This is a genomic window from Amycolatopsis thermalba (assembly GCF_003385215.1).
Classification (GTDB): domain Bacteria; phylum Actinomycetota; class Actinomycetes; order Mycobacteriales; family Pseudonocardiaceae; genus Amycolatopsis_E; species Amycolatopsis_E thermalba.
Genome location: NZ_PQHW01000005.1, coordinates 107,206 through 123,756 on the forward strand (window position 1 = coordinate 107,206; position 16,551 = coordinate 123,756).

Below are 16,551 nucleotides of genomic sequence, written 5' to 3' on the forward strand. Positions count from 1 at the left end.
ACGGTGATCACATGACCACAGACAAGCCATCCGTCACGGTGCTCGGCCTCGGCGCCATGGGCACCGCACTCGCCGGAGCGCTGCTGTCCGCGGGCCACCCGGTGACCGTGTGGAACCGGACCGCGGCCAAGGCCGACGCCCTCGTCGAACGGGGCGCCGCGCGGGCCGCCAGCCCCGCGGAGGCCGTCGCCGCGAGCCAGATCGTCGTCGCGTGCCTGCTCGACTACGACTCCGTCCGCGAGGTGCTCGGCACCGAGTCCCTGCGCGGCCGCACCCTCGTCAACCTCACCAACGGCACGCCCGGCCAGGCGCGCCGGTTCGCCGAGTGGGCCGCCTGCCAGGGCGCCGACTACCTCGACGGCGGCATCATGGCCGTGCCGCCGATGATCGGCACCCCGGCCGCGTTCGTGCTCTACAGCGGATCGGCCGGCGCGTTCGACCGCGCCCGCCCCGCGCTGGACACCTTCGGCGAAAGCATCTTCCTCGGCGAGGCCGTCGGCCGCGCCGCGCTGACCGACATCGCGCTGCTCACCGGCATGTACGGGATGATCGCCGGCTCCCTGCAGGCCTTCGCGCTCGTCACCGCCGACGGCGTGCCCGCCACCGACTTCGCGCCACTGCTGACCCGCTGGCTGCAGGCCATGAGCGGCTGGGCCGACGGCGCCGCGAAGCAGCTCGACAGCGGCGACTACGCCACCGGCGTCGTCTCCAACCTCGGCATGCAGGCGGCCAGCTTCGACAACCTCCACCGCACCGCCGACGAGCAGGGCGTCCACTCCGGACTGTTCGCGCCGCTCGGCCGGCTCATGCAGCAGCGGGCCGCCGACGGCCACGGCCACGAGGACCTCACCGGAATCATCGAACTCCTCAGGAAGGACGACAACGCATGACCAGCACGACCCTGATCGGCCTGGGCCCGATGGGACAGGCCATGGTGCGGGTGCTGCTCGACCACGGCACCGAAGTCACCGTGTGGAACCGCACGAAGAGCCGCGCCGACGACGTCGTCGCCCGCGGCGCCGTCCTCGCCGCCACCCCCGCCGAGGCGGTGAAGGCGGCCGAGCTGGTGATCCTCAGCCTCACCGACTACCAGGCGATGTACGACGTGCTCGCCGACGCCGGCGAGGCACTGGCCGGACGCGTCGTGGTGAACCTCAGCTCGGACACCCCGCAGCGCACCCGGGAAGCGGCGGCGTGGCTCGCCGAACGCGGTGCGACCCTGGTGGCCGGCGGGATCATGGTCCCGGCGCCGCTCGTCGGAGCGGAGGCCTCCTACGTCTTCTACAGCGGGCCCCGCGACGTCTTCGAGGCGCACGAGCCGGTGCTGCGGCACATCGGCCGGCCGGAGTACCTGGGGGAGGACCACGGCCTGGCGCAGCTGTTCTACCAGGCCGCGCTCACGATCTTCCTCACCTCGCTGTCGTCCTACCTGCAGGCGTTCGCGCTGCTGGAGGCCGAGGGCGCCGAGCCGGAGCGGCTGGTGCCGTTCGCGAAGGAGGCCGCGGGGCTGGGGGCGACGTACCTGGACGAGACCGTGGCGCACCTCCGCGCGCGTACCTACCCCGGCGACCTGAGCACGGCCACCATGATGGGCGCGACCGCGGACCACATCGTGCAGGCCAGCCGGGACGCGGGCGTGGACCTCGCCCTGCCCGAGGCCGTCAAGTCCCACTACGACCGCGCGATCGCCGCGGGCCACGGCCGGGACAACTGGACCAGCCTGTGGGAAGTCGTCGCCAAGCGCCGGTGATCGGTGACGGATTTTTTCCGGCGGGCTGTCGAATCCGGTGGTGCTCGATCGATGCAGTGGTGACAGCACCGCCGGATCCACCGCGGCCGCCTACGAGATCAAGGGCCGCGAGCAGGGCGAGGCCACCGCGATGCTGCTGGGGCGGGTCAGCTACCAGGCGTTCTCCCCGGTCTGGCCGGGCATGACCGAGGAGTTCGCCGGCTACCACGCGATGCCGAAGTACGTCGTGTCGGCGACGCTGCCCGCCAGTCCTGCTCGAACGGGATCCAGAAGCTGGTCTACGACGTGGTCCGGTGATCCCGCCGGGGTTCTCCGGCGGACCGCTGGTGGGCGTGGCGCCCGTAGGGCACGGCGCTCACCAGCGTCACCCGCACCGTCGCGCCGCTGGGGACCGGGTACGTCCGGGACTCGCCCTGGCGGGCGCCGGTCAGGGCGCGGCCCAGCGGGGAGTCGGGGGAGTAGACCTCCAGGTCGTCGCCCGCCCCCTCGCGCACCCCGAGGAGGAAGGTTTCCGTCTCGGGGTCGTCGTCGAACCGGACGGTGAGCACCATGCCGGGTTCGGCGATGCCGTCGTCGGGCGGGGCCTGCCCGACGACGGCGCGGCGCAGCAGGTCCTCCAGCTCGCGGGTGCGCGCTTTCCGCCGCCGCAGCCCGGTTTCCCGGTCCTCCGGGTCGTGGTCGTGTGCGGCGCGCAGCGCGGTCAGCTCGGCACGCAGGCGCGCGTATGCTTCCTCGGTCAGCCACACGGTGTCCATCGGGTTTCCTCGTTCGTTCGGCCGGGCGGCGGTGCGCCGCCGGAGCAGGGTGGCGTTCGCGTCGCCGGCGAAACCGGCCGCGACGCGCAGCAGGATGTCTCGTTCCACGCGCAGCAACGCGTTCTCCGCGCGGAGGAACTCCAGGTCCTCTGTGGATCCCATCGGCCGGCTCACCGCAGCGGGTCGAACGGCCGCAGTGCTTCCGGCTGTTTGCCGGTGACGATGCGCTCGGCGAGCAGCTTCCCGGTGACCGGCCCCTGGGTGAAGCCCCACATGCCGTGCCCGCCCGCGACGAACACGCCCGGCTCGGCGGTGGCGCCGATGACCGGGAGCCCGTCGCTGGTGACCGGTCGCGGGCCCACCCAGGTGTCGCTGCGCTCGTCCCAGCGCACGCCCGCGAAAAACGGGGCCGCCGACCGGACGATCGCCTGCACGCGCCGCTCGTCGGGTGGATCGTCGGGACCGCGGAACTCCATCGTCCCGGCCACCCGCATCGCGTCCCGGTAGGGCGTGCACGCGACGCGGACGGTGGGCAGGTACACCGGCTGCCGCAGCGGTGTCTCCGTCGGGACCGTGAAGGAGTAGCCGCGCCCGGCCCGCACCGGTACGCGGACGCCGAGTTTCCCGGCCAGGCGGCTGATCCAGGCTCCCGTCGCGAGGACGGCGACGTTGGCCGAGAAGCTCACGTTGTCGCGGGAGACGACCGTGACCGCGTGCCGGTGGTGGCGGATCGACCGCACGTCGAACCCGGCGCGGATCGTGCCGCCGCGATGGCGCACCGAGTCGGCCAGCGCCCGCACGAACCGCGCGGGGGCGACGTAACGCTGGCCGGACAGCTGGATTCCGGCTCCGGCGCGTTCGGACAGCTGCGGCAGGCGCGCGCGGACCTCGCTCGCGGTCAGGCCGGTGTGATCGGCCCGCGCTCCGGCCGCGGCGAAGCGCCGCAGCTCGGCGAGCAGTGTCGCGGCCTCGCCTGCCGAGCCGAACACCGCGGTGACCGGGGCCTCGACGGTCTCGGCCACCACGCCGCCGCGGGTGAGGGTGTCGAAGGCGTCGAGGCAGTCGTCGTTCAGCGCCACGCCGGCGGAGACCACCCGGCGCCACGCGGGCCAGGTGCAGTGGGCGGCGAAGCGCAGCAGGAACGACCACAGCGCCGGGTCGGCGGTCCGCGGCACGTGCAGCGGCGCGTCGCGCTGCAGGAGCGAGGCGAGCCCGGCCCGCCGCACGCCGGGTTCGTTGAGCGGGATCGCGAGCCCCGGCGAGAGCCAGCCGGCGTTGCCCCACGACGCGCCCGCGGCGACGCCCTTGCGGTCCAGCACGGTCACCCGCACCCCGTGTTCCTGCAGGAACCAGGCCGTCGACAGCCCGACGATCCCGGCGCCGACCACGACGGCGGAGCGTGGTCCCGCACCTCGAGCGGCCTCGTTCACCGGCAACCTCCCTGACTCGGCGTTCCGACCCGAGCATCGCGCCGCCGAGCCGGGCACAGGGTGTCCCGAACGCACAATTTGCCGGATTCGGTTTGTAGGATCCGCACATGGTCAAGCTCGACCGTCTGATCACGATCCTCGGCACCTACGGCGCCCGCCTGCTCGGGACCGCCGACCGCGAGGTCGAGCTGCGCAGCGTCGCCCTGCACGACCCGGTGCGGCAGGAGTCCGGGGTGGGCGACATCTTCCTCGCCGTCGGCGTGCCCACGGTGTCCGAGGCGATCCGGCTCGCCCGGCAGGCCCGGGCGGTGGTGCTGGTCGTGCGCACCACCGAGGAGCCCGCGCCGGACCCGGACGGGATGGCCGTGCTGGTGGCCGACCCGAGCGTGTCCTGGAGCCAGGTCGCCGGCGTGGTGTACGGGCTGGTGCTGGAGGGGCGCGAGACCGAGTCCGGCCGCGGCCCGGCCGACCTGTCCGCCCTGGCCGACACCATCGCCGCGGCGGTCGGCGGACCGGTCACCATCGAGGACCAGCTGTCCCGCGTGATGGCCTACTCCAGCGAGCAGCGCGAAGCCGATCCGGCGCGGCACGACACCATCCTGGGCCGCCGCGTGCCGGACCGGGTGCGGGCCCTGTTCGAGCGGCAGGGCGTGTTCACGCACCTCGCCCGCTCCGACGAGCCGCTGTTCGTGCCGGCCTCACCCGAGCACGGGCTGCACGGCCGCTCGGTCGTCGCGGTCCGGGCGGGCCGGGAGCTGCTGGGATCGGTGTGGGTGTCGTGCACCGCGCCGCTGGACGCCGCGCGGGCGCGCATCCTCACCGACGGGGCGCGCACGGTGGCGCTGCACCTGCTGCGCTGGCGGGTCAGCGCGGACCTGGAGCGGCAGGTCGAGTCGGAGCTGGTCATCCAGCTCCTCGAAGGCGATCCGGACGCGGACGCGGTGATCCGGAAGCTGGGCCTGCCCGCGTCCGGGCTGCGGGTCGTCGCGGTGCAGGCGCACACCGAGGCCGAGCGCAACGCCGGTCTGCTGCTCGCGTTCGAGCGCGCCACGACCGGCTTCGGGTGGTCGCGCGTCGGGCGCAGCACCCTGTTCGGCAACACCGTCTACACCGTGCTGCCCGCCGCCGATCCCGCCCCGGCGTTCCACTGGGTGCGGCAACTCGTCACCGGCCTGCCCGCGCACCTGCGCGTCACGGCCGGGGTGTCCGGGGAGTGCGAGGTCGCGGAGCTGCCGGCCGGCCGCCGGGAGTCCGACGAGTGCCTGACGTTGCACGACCGCCTCGGCCACACCGAAGCCGTGTGCTACGACGATTCCTGGCACCAGGTGCTCCTGCAGCGCCTGCGTTCCGCCGCGGCGACCGGCCGGATCCCCGCCCGCGGCCCGGTGGCGCGGCTGGCCGGACACGACGCCGCGCACGGCACCGAGCTGCTCCCGACGCTGCGGGCCTGGCTGGAGGCCCAGGGCGACCTGGTCGGCGCGGCCGCCGCGCTGGACGTCCACCAGAACACGGTCCGCAACCGTTTGCGCCGCGTCACGGCGGCGGTCCCCGGCCTGGACCTCACCGACCCCGCCCGGCGGCTGGCGATGCTGATCGCGCTGGCCGTGCACGAGTAGGTCAGCAGCAGTGCTCGCCGCGCCAGGCTTCGCGGCCTTCCTTCACCGCCACCGCGGCGATGACCAGCGCGACGACCGGATCGGCCCAGGACCAGCCGAACAGCGAGTTGAGCAGCAGCCCGATCAGCAGCACGCCGGACAGGTAGGTGCAGAGCAGGGTCTGCTTGGAGTCGGCGACCGCGCTGGCCGAGCCGAGTTCCCGGCCGGCGCGCCGCTGGGCGTCGGACAGGAACGGCATGACCAGCAGCGACACCGCGGCCAGCGCGATCCCCACCGTGGAGTGCTCGGCCGCCTCGGCGCCGAGCAGGCCGCGCACGGACTCGACGGTGACGTAGGCGGCCAGCGCGAAGAACGACACCGCGATCACCTTCAGCGCCACCCGCTCGCGGGCCTCCGGATCGGCGCCGGAGAACTGCCAGGCGACCGCGGCGGCCGAGGCGACCTCGATCACCGAGTCCAGCCCGAACCCGATCAACGCCGTCGACGAGGCGACCGTGCCGGCCGAGATGGCGACCACGGCTTCGATGACGTTGTAGGTGATGGTGGCGGCGACCAGCAACCGGACGCGGCGCTCGAGGGTGGCTCGCCGCCCGGTGGGGGCGGCGGCAGGGGCGCAGCAGTCGTCTTGCGTGGTCGCGGGCGGGTTGCGTGGCTCGGTCATGCGGTCACGCTCGGGGCCGGCTCGTCCAGGCAGGGCTCGCCGGTGTCCACCGCCAGCACGACGTGCACCAGCTCGCTCAGCGCCTTCTCCAGGTGCGGGTCCGCCAGCTCGTACCGCACCTGCCGCCCCTCGTAGGAGGCCACCACGAGGCCGCACCCACGCAGGCAGGCCAGGTGGTTGGACACGTTCGAGCGGGACAGTCCCAGCTCCGCGGCCAGCCGTCCCGGGTAGCGCACGCCGTCCAGCAACGCGACCAGGATCCGGCATCGCGTCGGGTCGGCGAGCGCGCGGCCCAGCCGGGCCAGCGCGGCGCCCCGCGTCTCACAGGTCAGCACACGGCGAACAGTACAGCGGACGCTGACATGACGGCAAGGGGCACGGGGCCGGCGATGATCGGCGCGGGCGCGCTACCCGGGCCGCACCCCGGCGTGGGACCGTCACTGTCGTCCGGAAGTGCCGGGGGTCAGCGGCTGAGCGGGATGCGCATGAGGTCGTTGCCGACGATCACCTCGCCGTCGAAGCCCCGGCTCGCCTGAGCGTGCCAGGACGCGTCGGGGATCGCCTTGAGGCCGGGCGCCAGGTGAGACAGCACGAGGGTGCGGACGCCGGCCGGCTGGGCGATCTCGCCGCCGAGGCGGGTGACGTCGGAGTGGCTCTCCCGGTGGTGGCGCAGCTGTTCGGGGGTGAGGCCGCCGAACTGCTCGACGATCCGCAGGTCGATCGCCTCGTGCACGAGGATGTCGGCGCCCCGGGCGAGGGTGACCATGTTCGGGGTGATGGTGGTGTCGCCGCTGATCACGACCGAGCCGTAGGCGGTGTCGAAGCGGAAGGCGAACGACGGGAACACCGGCGGGTGCCGCACGAGGATCGCGCTGACCGACACGTGATCGTCGGCCACGACCGGGAACGGCCGCATCGGCGGGGCCATCTCGCCGAGCGGGCTCGCACCGACGTCGGGCACCGCGATCTCGTGCACCCGGTACAGATCGCGGATGTCGGGCCAGGCCTCGTCGCGCATGCGGAGGTTGACGTCGTAGGCGGTGGCGGCGAGCGAGTTCGCGAAGAAGCCCGCCAGCCCGGGCGTCGGGTTGCCCGGCTCGACGGTGCCGGCCGGCTTGCCGGACGAGGGCTCGGGCAGCGCGCCGGCCGGGCCGGGGCCGTAGAAGTCGATCGGGTGGGTCAGCCCGTTGACACCACCGAACCGCAGCCACAGCAGCGTGTACAGGTCCGCCAGGTGGTCGGAGTGCAGGTGGGTGACGAAGACCTTGCCGAGCGTGCCGATGTCCACACCGGACTGCTGGAGCCGGCCGAACGCGCCGTGCCCGAAGTCGACGAGGTAGGTGCGCCCGTCGACGACGAGCGCGGTGGCGATGCCGGAGCGGCCCGCCATCGGGACCGGGCCGGCGGCGGTGCCGAGCAGTACGAGATGGGCGCCGGTGCGGGGGACCGCGGTCTCGGCGGCGGCCTGCCCGGCGCCCAGGAAGGGGAGGGCGCCGGAGACCGCGGCGGCGGATTTGAGGACGCGGCGGCGGGAGATGATCACGAAGCCGACGATACCCGTGGGTATTGAATACCGGCAAGTATCGAAACTCAGCGGATCAGGCCGCGCAGCGTGGTCGTGAAGACGGCGGCCACGGCGGCCCGGTCGACCTGCTCCGGATCGGTGCCGTGCTCCAGCGCGAGCCCGAGCCGCAGCGACTGCAGCGTCAGCGCGATCTGCTCCGGGGGCACGGCGAGTTCGATGCCGTACTCCTCGCAGGTCCGGGCGACCTGGGCGGCCAGCTCGTCGCGCAGCGCCCGGCGCACCTCCACGTAAACCGCACGCACGGCGGGATCGTGACCGGCCTGCTGGCCGATCTCGACCAGCAGCCGCCCCCAGGTGTCCTGCTCGACGATCCCGCGGGCGACGACCTCCGCGATGTCCTCCACGGCCCGCTCCGGCGCCTTCCCGGCGCGCAGTTCGAGCGCGCTCGCCGCGAACCGGGTGCGCACGTGCTGGTCGATCAGCTCCGCGAGCAGAGCCTGCTTGCTGGCGAAGTTGGAGTACACCGCACCCTTGGTGAACCCGGCGGCGTGCGCGATCTCGTCCAGCCTCGCCGCCTGGTACCCCCGCTCGGCGAACACCTTCGCGGCGGCCTCGAGCAGGCGCCGCCGCACCTCCTCGCGCGGGACGCGGGGAACCGGGCCGCTCATGTCGTCCTCGTCCGGGGCGCTGTGCACATGCGCAGGACGATACTTCCGGTATGCGCGCCGCGGATTCGCCTGGCAGCCGCTACTTCGGGTGCGCACACCGCATCCGGGTGACCACTCTTTACAGTCATGTCCGCTTTGCCGGATACTGGATCGCGAGGGGAGTACTTCCCAAGGTCCTGACCGGTCAGTACGGACACCCGTGTGTCCCCGGCAGGGCGCCCGGTCTCACCGGGTGAAGGAGACCTCGGACGCTGACCGTGTTCGAGGAGGCCCCTCCATGCCGGACCATTCCGCTGTCGCCGCTGCCGCGCCCATGTCGTCGATCGGCACGCCCTGGCTGTGGGGGATCAGCATCGCGGTGCTGCTGGCCCTGCTGGTGACCGACTTCCTGGTCACCCGGCGGCCGCACGAGGTGTCACTGCGCGAGGCCGCTGGGTGGTCGGTGTTCTACCTGACCCTGCCACTGCTGTTCGCCTTCTGGCTGTGGAGCGCGTTCGGCGGGCCCCAGGCGCTGGAGTTCGCCACCGGGTTCGTCGTCGAGAAGTCGCTCTCGGTCGACAACCTCTTCGTCTTCATGCTGCTGCTCGCCGCGTTCGCCGTGCCCGTCGAGGTGCAGCAGCGGGTGCTGCTCTACGGCATCGTCGGCGCGCTCGTGCTGCGCGGCATCTTCATCGCCGCCGGTGCCGCCCTGCTGCAGGCCGGCACGTGGGCCTTCCTGGTGTTCGGTGCGATCCTGTTCGTCTCGGCGATCAAGATCCTGCACGAGGCCCTGCGCGGCCCGGAACTCGAGCGCGACGTGTCGCGGATGCGTTCGGTCCGGCTGCTGCGCAAGCTGATGCCGGTCACCGACGACTACCGCGGCACGCGCCTGGTGGTCCGGGAACGCGGACGCCGCGCCCTGACGCCGCTGACGCTGGTGGTGGTGGCCGTCTTCGCCACCGACGTGGTGTTCGCCGTCGACTCGGTGCCCGCGGTCTACGGCATCACCGAGGACCCCTACCTGGTCTTCACCACCAACGCCTTCGCGCTGCTCGGCCTGCGTGCGCTGTACTTCGTGCTGCACACCGCGCTGGCCAAGCTCGTCCACCTCAACCACGGCCTGGCCATCATCCTGGCCTTCATCGGGGTCAAGCTCGTGCTGCACTGGGCGCACGAGGTGTGGCCCGGGGTGCCGACCATCCCGACCCCCGTTTCGCTGCTGGTCATCGTGCTGATCCTCGCCACGGTCACGGTGACCAGCCTGCGCTCCCGCAACCGCAGCGAGGAACCCGCCACGCGGAGCCGATCATGATCGACACCCTCGTCGACGCCGGCCTCATCGCCCTGCTCGTCGTCGCCACCATCATCACGGCCGCGGTCCTGATCACCGCCCGGCCACCACGCTGACCGGGCGGCGCGATCAGGGTCAGTAGATGTTCGTGTCCGTGAACGAACTCTCGTGGCTGTTGATCTGCGCCCGCAGCGCGATCTGGTCGAACACGCGGATCTCGCGCGTGATCCGGCCGCCCTGGACCAGGAACTGCGACACCCCGATCAGGTCGACCGGCTGCCCGGTCAGCGGGCCGAACTCCGGCACGCCCCGGTAGGAGCCCTTCATCACCCACAGCGCGGCGATGCGCAGCCCGGCGTACCGCTCGGCGTAGTTGGTCTGGATGTCGCGCACCTCGAACCGCGCGTCCGGGAACGGGGCGACCTGGTTGAGCAGGTCGCGCTGGTAGCCGTCCGGGCGGAGGACCGTCCGGTCGCCGATCGTGTGCAGGAACAGGTCGCGCGGCATGAAGTCGGTGACCTTGTGCAGGCGCCGGGCGTTCCACACCTCCTCGATGAACTCCAGCACCATCTCGCACTCGGGCCGGTGGTCGTCGGGGCGCGGGCCGCTGTCGCCCGCGGTCAGCACGTCGGCCGGGGCCGGCTCGGTCATCGAGCCCTCGTACCCGCGGAACCGCAGGCCCCGCGCGACCTCCGCCGCGTCCAGCCCGAGCTGCAGGCAGTCGGCGAGGTCGTCGCGCACGACCCATTCCTCCACCATCCGCCCGCGGCGGTAGAGGCAGTTGGCGATGGTGCGCTTGCGGATCGGCGTCGGCACGCCGTTCACGATGTGCGTGTCGGCGGAGAAGACGAGGTGCGAGCTGAGGAAGGCGTCATCGCCGCGGGCCTCCCACACCACGTCCTCGGCCTGGCCCACGTGTTGCGGCACCTGCGCGATCCGCATCAGGCTGCCTTCGATCACCCCGTCCCGGCCGACGACGGTGCCGAGGCCACCGTGGACGATCGAGTCCGGCTCGTAGTTGTCCACGATGTAGGAGATGTCGCGCTGGACCCAGATCCGGTCGGTGACCTCGCGGATGAAGTCGTCCGGGTCCTCGTAGGGCTGGTAGGCGACCGGATCGAGGGGCATGGCTGGGTCCTTTCCGTGGAGCGGGCCGGGGCACGCTGACTGTATCCGTATGCATGATCGTCGGCAAGAGCGAACTCCCCGCTGCGATCTGCGTCTTGACCGCACCACGTCACACACCTATGTTGCTCTCCATACGTATGCAAACGGCTCAGCCGTTGTGGCACAATGGAGGTGTCATGTCCACCGTCGCGCCGACCACAGCCGCGCCCGCCGACGCGCCCGGACGCCGGAAGGTGATCCGCCGGACCATCGTCGCCGGCAGTATCGGCAACTTCGTCGAGCAGTTCGACTACGGGTTGTACGGCTACATGGCGCCCGTCCTCGCCGCCTCGTTCTTCCCGGCGAGCGACCACACCGCCAGCGTGCTCAGCGCCTACGCGGTGATCGCGATCGCGTGCCTCGTCCGCCCGCTCGGCGGGACCATCCTCGGCCGCTGGGGCGACCGGTTCGGCCGCAAGAAGGTTCTGCTGTGGACGGTCGTGTTCATGGGCATCTCGACGGCCGCGATCGGCGTCCTGCCCACCTACGACCAGATCGGCCTGGCCGCGCCGCTGATCCTGCTGGTGCTGCGGGTCGTGCAGGGCATGGTCGCGGGCGGTGAGTACGTCGGCGCCGTCGCGTTCGTGGTCGAGTGGGCCGAGCCGCGCCGCCGCGGGTTCTACACCTCCTTCGCGTCCAACAGCTGCTTCCTCGGCATCCTCGCCGGGGCCGGGGTGGCCGCGTTGATGAGCGCGGTGTTCACCGACGAGGCGCTGCGCAGCTGGGGCTGGCGGATCCCGTTCCTGGCGGTGCTGCCGCTGTGCCTGGTCGGGGTCTGGTTGCGGCGCCGGATCGAGGAGTCGCCGGAGTTCGTCGCCGCCACCGACCACGGCACCAACGTCGTCGCCGCGCCGTTCCGCGAGGCGCTGCGGTCCCAGTGGCGGCCCATCCTGGTGTTCTGCGGCGCCTCCATCATGCTGGCGATCCTGTCCTACACCTGGGTCACCTTCTACCCGGAGTACCTGTCCGAGACGCTCGGCCTGTCCAAGTCGGCGGCCTGGCTGTCCAACATGATCTCGGTCGCCGTGCTGATCCCGCTGCTGCCGCTGGCCGGCTCGATCTCCGACCGGATCGGGCGCAAGCCGATGCTCGTCATCGGCGCGCTGTGCTGCATCTTCCTGGTGCCGCTGGCGTTCTGGGTCGGCCAGTCGGGCACGTTCGGCGGCGCCGTGGCCAGCCAGCTGATCTACATCATCCCGGAGTTCTTCCTGACCGGCATCGTCACCGTGTGCGCGGCGGAGCTGTTCGCCACCGCACCCGGTTCAGCGCCAGCTCGATCGCCTACAACAGCTCGTTCTCGATCTTCATGGGCATCACGCCGTTCGTCGCGACGCTGCTGGTGTCCACCTTCGGCACGATCTACGCCGTGTGGGTCTACCTCGCGGTGGCGGCCGTCCTGGCACTGGTGGTGATCACCTTCTTCATGACGGAGACCTACCGCAGCGAGCTGTCGGCCGACAAGTTCGCCCGCTGAGTTCCCCTCAGGGCACCGGCGGCTCCTCCCGCGCGGGGAGGGGCCGCCGGTGTTCGAGCATCTCGTTGCGCATCAACAGGTCCACGGCGAGCCGGGCGAGTTCGGCGGTGGCGGGGGAGAGCCTGCTGTGCCGCCGCCGGACGAGCGCGAACGTGTTGTGCAGCGGCGGGTCGAAGGGAGTGGTGTGCAGGCGCAGCCCTTCGGTGCGCAGGAGCCGTTCGGCCACCGCCCGGGACAGGAACGTGTCCCCGAGCCCGCGGGCGACCAGGTGCAGCGCCGCCTGGGCTTGCTCGACCTCGAGGAACGGCTCCAGCCGCACCCCGGCGATCTGCGCCCGCTCGGCCAGCTGCAGCCGGTCCGGGTCCGCCCAGCCCACGTGCGCGTCGTAGAGGACGAGCCGCCGCGCCGCCATGGTCGTGATGTCCACCGGCGTGGCCACGTGCGCCGGGTCCGCCGACACGTAGAGCACCTCGTCCCGCGCCAGCGGCGTGACCTCCAGCCCGGACGGGGTGACCGGCAGGACCACGATGCCCGCTTCCAGGTCCCCGGCCGCGACCGCTTCGGCCACGCGCGCGGCGTTGACCCCGACCAGCCGGACGCGCACGTCCGGGTGCGCGGTGGCGAACCGCTCGGCGAGCTCGGCCAGCAGGTAGAAGTCGGCGTTGCGGAACAGGCCGAACGAGGCCACCCCGCCGGTCAGCCCGCGCACCGCCCGCACCGTGTCCTCGGCGTTCTGCGCCGCGCTCACCGTCTGCTGCGCGTGCGGCAGCAGCTGCGGTGCCGCGGGGGTGAGCGTCAGCTTGCGCCCGCCGCGGTGGAACAGCTGCAGACCGCACTCCTCCTCCAGGCGGCGCACCAGTTCCGAGACCGCCGCCTGCGTGTAGCCGAGCGCGTTCCCGGCCGCGGTGAAGGAACCGAGTTCGGCGGCCGCCACCAGGGCACGCAGCTGTGTCAGTGTCACAAGGAAAGGTTATAGGTGTCCCAACGGAAGACAAGGTGGTCCTGTGGCCGGAGCGGAACTAGCTTTCCGGGCATGTACTTCACCGAAGCCACCCAGCGCCGCTTCGCCGGCCGGTTCACCGTCGTCAAGGAGCCCGCGGCCGGCGGCGCCCCCGCCCAGCGCGACCCGGGCGTCATCGACACCGTGACGCGCATGCTCGGCCGGATCCGCGCCGAGGGACTCGATGCCGTCACCCGCTACGCCGCCGAACTCGACGGCTACGACGGCAGGCCACTGGAGATCTCGCGCGAGGAGATGCGCCGCAGCGGCGAGGCGCTGCCGGACGACCTGCGCGCGGCCATCGAGCTCGGCGCCGCCCGCACCGCGGCGTTCGCCAAGGCGTCCCGGGACGCGCTCAAGGACCTGGAGATCGAACTCGAACCGGGCCTGGTCGCCGGATACCGCTACGTGCCGGTGCAGCGCGTCGGCGCCTACCTCCCGGCCGGCCGGTTCCCGCTGACCGCGAGCGCGTTCATGACCGTCGGCGTCGCCAAGGCCGCCGGGGTGCCGTCGGTGGTGGCGTGCACCCCGCCGCAGCCCGACGGCGGCCCGAACCCCGCCGTGCTCTACGCCGCGTACGTGTCCGGAGTGGACCGGGTCTTCCTGCTCGGCGGGGTGCAGGCGCTCGCGGCGATGGCCTACGGCCTGGTCGGCGACGCCCCGGTGGACATGCTCGTCGGCGCGGGCAACGCGTTCGTGGCCGAGGCCAAGCGGCAGCTGTTCGGCACCGTCGCGATCGACCTGCTCGCCGGACCGTCCGAAGTGGCCGTGATCGCCGACGAGACCGCCGATCCCGAACTCGTCGCCGCCGACCTGCTCGGCCAGGCCGAGCACGGCCCGGACTCGCCCGCGGCGCTCATCACCACCAGCGCCGAGCTGGCGGCGCAGGTGGCCGCGGAGGTCGACCGGCAGCTCGCGACGCTGTCCACGGCACCGATCGCCGGCCCCGCCTGGCGCGACCACGGCTCGATCACGGTGGCGGCCGACCGGGAGACCGCGGCCGCGCTCATGGACGACCTCGCGCCCGAGCACCTGGAGATCCAGACCGCCGACGACGACTGGTACCACACGCACCTGACCGCCTACGGGTCGCTGTTCCTCGGGCCGTGGAGCACCGTCGCCTACTCCGACAAGGGCATGGCCGGGACGAACCACGTGCTGCCCACCGCGGGCGGCGCGCGGCACAGCGCCGGGCTGTCGGTGTCCCGGTTCGTCCGGCCGCTGACCTACCAGCGGGTCGCCCGCGAAGCCACGCCCGCCCTCGCCGACGCGGTCGAGGTCATCTCCGCCTCGGAAGGCATGGCGGCCCACCGCGCCACCGCCACCCTGCGCACGCAGCGGCTGGCGCTGCAGGAGGTCTGATGGGACGGCCGCTCACCCTCGCGCTCGCCCAGGTCCCCGCCCGCCGCGACGTCGACGGGTTCGCCGGGCACGTCACCGCCACGCTGCGCCGGTTCCCGGGCACCCGGCTGCTGGCCTACCCCGAGCTGCACGTGACCGGAGAGTCCGATATGGACGCCGAGCCGCTGACCGACGGGCCGCGGCACCGGTGTTTCGCCGAACTCGCCGGGGACCTGGGCGTGTGGCTGTGCCCGGGCACTGTCGCGGAGCTGGGCGCCGACGGCCACGTCTACAACACGGCCGTCGTGTACTCGCCCGGGGGTGAGCAGGCCGCCGCCTACCGGAAGGTCTTCCCCTGGCGCCCGCACGAGCCGTTCCGGCCGGGCCGTGAGTTCGTGGTGTTTCCCATCCCCGGGGTCGGCCGCGTCGGGTTGTCCGTCTGCTACGACGCCTGGTTCCCGGAGGTCACCCGCCACCTGGCGTGGCTGGGGGCCGAGCTGGTGCTCAACGTGGTGCGCACCGACACCGCCGACCGCGCCCAGGAGGTCGTGCTGGCCCGTGCCAACGCGACCGTCAACCAGCTGTTCGTGGCCAGCATCAACGCGGCAGGCCCGACCGGCGCCGGGCACTCGGTGCTGGCCGGGCCCGAGGGGCAGGTCCTCGCCGAGCTGCCCGGCTCCAGCGCGGGCGTGCTCACGGCGGTGATCGACCTGGACACGGTGACCGCGGTGCGCCGGCACGGCAGCTTCGGCGTCACCCGGGTGTGGGAGCAGATGCGGGAGGACGACGAGCCGATCCCGATGCCGCTCTACGGCGGCGCGCTCACCCCGTGGGCCTGGGCCGCGGCGGAACGGCGGCGCACCGCGCCGTCGTGAGGCTCACCGCGCCGCGTGCGTGCCCCGCGGCACCAGCTCCGGGGCGAACGTGACGCGGCGCGGTGCGTCGTCCGTGCCGCCGGCGAGGCGCTCGACCAGCAGGTCCGCGGCGGCCTGGGCCATGCCGTGCAGGTCGTGGCGGACCGTGGTGAGGTCGAAGGTCTCCCAGGACGCCATCGGCAGGTCGTCGAACCCGATGAGCGTCAGGTCGCCCGGCACGTCGACGCCCAGCCGCCGCGCCGCGTTCATCGCGCCGATCGCGATCACGTCGTTGCCGCAGAACACCGCCGTGGGGCGAGGGTCCTCGGCCATCAGGTCGAGCAGGCCCTGGTAGCCGGTGCCGTAGTCGAACGGCCCGCGCCGCACGCGGTGCCGCGGCAGGCCGACCCCGGCCTCCGACAGGCCCACCCGGAACCCGAGTTCGCGGTCGCGGCCGGTGGTGGTCTCCGCCGGGCCGCCGATCAGGGCCACGTCGCCGTGGCCGAGGCGCACGAGTTCCTCGGCGACGAGCCGGCCGCCGGCCTCGTTGTCCACCACGGCGGCGTCGGCCTTGTCGTTGCCGGTCTCCCGGTTGAGGAACACGAACGGCAGGCCGCGGCGGTGCAGCTCGGCGGGCAGGGCGGACCCGATCACCGCGGTGGTGAGCACGACGCCGTCGATCGAGCGGTCGAGCAGCCGTTCGGTCTCCAGCGCGGTCTCGCTGCGCTCGGTGAACAGCATCATCCGGTACCCGTGCCGCTCGAGCGTGTCGTGCAGGGGGCCGATCAGGTGCGGGTAGAACGGGTTGGTCAGGTCGGTGACGACCACCCCGATGCGGCGGGTCGAGCGCGTGGACAGGCTCCGGCCCGCTTCGCTGGGCACGTACCCGAGCGCCTCGGCCGCCTCGCGCACCCGCGCGCGCGTGGCCTCGGACACCCGGTGGTCCCCGCGCAGCGCCCGGGAGACGGTCGGCTGCGAGACCCCGGCGAGCCGGGCCACGTCATGGCTCGTGATCGACATCGGCGCCCCTTCCCGTGGAT

Annotated in this window: 16 protein-coding genes and 1 pseudogene; 8 read left to right on the top strand and 9 right to left on the bottom strand. The window is 72.8% G+C overall.

Annotated elements, in window-relative coordinates; translation table 11 throughout:
• Positions 1–11: 11 nt before the first annotated feature.
• The 3 genes and pseudogenes from D0D15_RS03935 to D0D15_RS36875 all read left to right on the top strand — a co-directional run.
• Positions 12–890, top strand: coding sequence for an NAD(P)-dependent oxidoreductase (locus D0D15_RS03935; RefSeq protein ID WP_094005075.1), 879 nt, complete (start codon positions 12–14; stop codon positions 888–890).
• Positions 887–1,750 (top strand): NAD(P)-dependent oxidoreductase, encoded by an 864-nt coding sequence (locus D0D15_RS03940; RefSeq protein WP_094005074.1) that lies wholly within the window; start codon positions 887–889, stop codon positions 1,748–1,750. The genes D0D15_RS03935 and D0D15_RS03940 overlap by 4 nt, the downstream gene beginning before the upstream one ends.
• A gap of 85 nt (positions 1,751–1,835) precedes the next feature.
• A pseudogene (locus D0D15_RS36875) lies at positions 1,836–1,992 on the top strand (dihydrofolate reductase family protein); the annotation flags it as partial.
• Between the two features lie 36 nt (positions 1,993–2,028).
• Here D0D15_RS36875 and D0D15_RS03950 read toward each other — a convergent pair.
• A complete protein-coding gene (locus D0D15_RS03950; RefSeq protein ID WP_094005194.1) occupies positions 2,029–2,667 on the bottom strand; it encodes a GreA/GreB family elongation factor in 639 nt (212 codons plus the stop codon).
• Between the two features lie 8 nt (positions 2,668–2,675).
• A complete protein-coding gene (locus D0D15_RS03955; RefSeq protein WP_094005073.1) occupies positions 2,676–3,935 on the bottom strand; it encodes an NAD(P)/FAD-dependent oxidoreductase in 1,260 nt (419 codons plus the stop codon).
• A gap of 107 nt (positions 3,936–4,042) precedes the next feature.
• On the opposite strand from D0D15_RS03955, the gene D0D15_RS03960 reads away from it, so the two are divergent.
• A complete protein-coding gene (locus D0D15_RS03960) occupies positions 4,043–5,551 on the top strand; it encodes a PucR family transcriptional regulator (RefSeq protein ID WP_115944244.1) in 1,509 nt (502 codons plus the stop codon).
• Between the two features lies 1 nt (position 5,552).
• On the opposite strand, the gene D0D15_RS03965 is transcribed toward D0D15_RS03960, so the two are convergent.
• From D0D15_RS03965 to D0D15_RS03980, 4 genes are all read right to left on the bottom strand, one after another.
• Entirely contained in the window at positions 5,553–6,212 is a 660-nt protein-coding gene (locus D0D15_RS03965; protein WP_233157213.1) for a cation efflux transmembrane domain-containing protein, read from the bottom strand.
• Positions 6,209–6,547, bottom strand: a complete 339-nt coding sequence (gene cmtR / locus D0D15_RS03970) for a Cd(II)/Pb(II)-sensing metalloregulatory transcriptional regulator CmtR (RefSeq protein WP_094005070.1) — start codon at positions 6,545–6,547, stop codon at positions 6,209–6,211. The genes D0D15_RS03965 and cmtR overlap by 4 nt, the downstream gene beginning before the upstream one ends.
• 128 nt (positions 6,548–6,675) lie before the next feature.
• Positions 6,676–7,755: an MBL fold metallo-hydrolase gene (locus D0D15_RS03975; protein ID WP_094005069.1), complete on the bottom strand. Its 1,080-nt coding sequence runs from the start codon at positions 7,753–7,755 to the stop codon at positions 6,676–6,678.
• 47 nt (positions 7,756–7,802) lie between these two features.
• Positions 7,803–8,432, bottom strand: a complete 630-nt coding sequence (locus tag D0D15_RS03980) for a TetR/AcrR family transcriptional regulator (RefSeq protein ID WP_233157212.1) — start codon at positions 8,430–8,432, stop codon at positions 7,803–7,805.
• Between the two features lie 250 nt (positions 8,433–8,682).
• Between D0D15_RS03980 and D0D15_RS03985 the strand changes: the two genes are divergently transcribed.
• The gene (locus tag D0D15_RS03985) at positions 8,683–9,696 is read left to right on the top strand and encodes a TerC/Alx family metal homeostasis membrane protein (RefSeq protein WP_094005068.1); all 1,014 of its coding nucleotides are present in this window, start codon (positions 8,683–8,685) and stop codon (positions 9,694–9,696) included.
• Between the two features lie 114 nt (positions 9,697–9,810).
• On the opposite strand, the gene D0D15_RS03990 is transcribed toward D0D15_RS03985, so the two are convergent.
• Positions 9,811–10,803, bottom strand: a complete 993-nt coding sequence (locus tag D0D15_RS03990) for a nuclear transport factor 2 family protein (protein ID WP_094005067.1) — start codon at positions 10,801–10,803, stop codon at positions 9,811–9,813.
• 176 nt (positions 10,804–10,979) lie between these two features.
• Here D0D15_RS03990 and D0D15_RS03995 point away from each other — a divergent pair, with 176 nt between their 5' ends.
• Positions 10,980–12,254 (top strand): MFS transporter, encoded by a 1,275-nt coding sequence (locus D0D15_RS03995; protein WP_233157211.1) that lies wholly within the window; start codon positions 10,980–10,982, stop codon positions 12,252–12,254.
• A gap of 69 nt (positions 12,255–12,323) precedes the next feature.
• On the opposite strand, the gene D0D15_RS04000 is transcribed toward D0D15_RS03995, so the two are convergent.
• Entirely contained in the window at positions 12,324–13,277 is a 954-nt protein-coding gene (locus tag D0D15_RS04000) for a LysR family transcriptional regulator (RefSeq protein ID WP_115944245.1), read from the bottom strand.
• 72 nt (positions 13,278–13,349) lie between these two features.
• On the opposite strand from D0D15_RS04000, the gene hisD reads away from it, so the two are divergent.
• The gene (gene hisD / locus D0D15_RS04005) at positions 13,350–14,678 is read left to right on the top strand and encodes a histidinol dehydrogenase (RefSeq protein WP_094005065.1); all 1,329 of its coding nucleotides are present in this window, start codon (positions 13,350–13,352) and stop codon (positions 14,676–14,678) included.
• Complete coding sequence (locus D0D15_RS04010; RefSeq protein WP_094005064.1) at positions 14,678–15,532, top strand: carbon-nitrogen hydrolase family protein; 855 nt, start codon at positions 14,678–14,680, stop codon at positions 15,530–15,532. Before hisD ends, D0D15_RS04010 begins: the two co-directional genes overlap by 1 nt.
• Before the next feature lie 3 nt (positions 15,533–15,535).
• On the opposite strand, the gene D0D15_RS04015 is transcribed toward D0D15_RS04010, so the two are convergent.
• Complete coding sequence (locus tag D0D15_RS04015; RefSeq protein WP_094005063.1) at positions 15,536–16,531, bottom strand: LacI family DNA-binding transcriptional regulator; 996 nt, start codon at positions 16,529–16,531, stop codon at positions 15,536–15,538.
• Positions 16,532–16,551 lie beyond the last annotated feature (20 nt).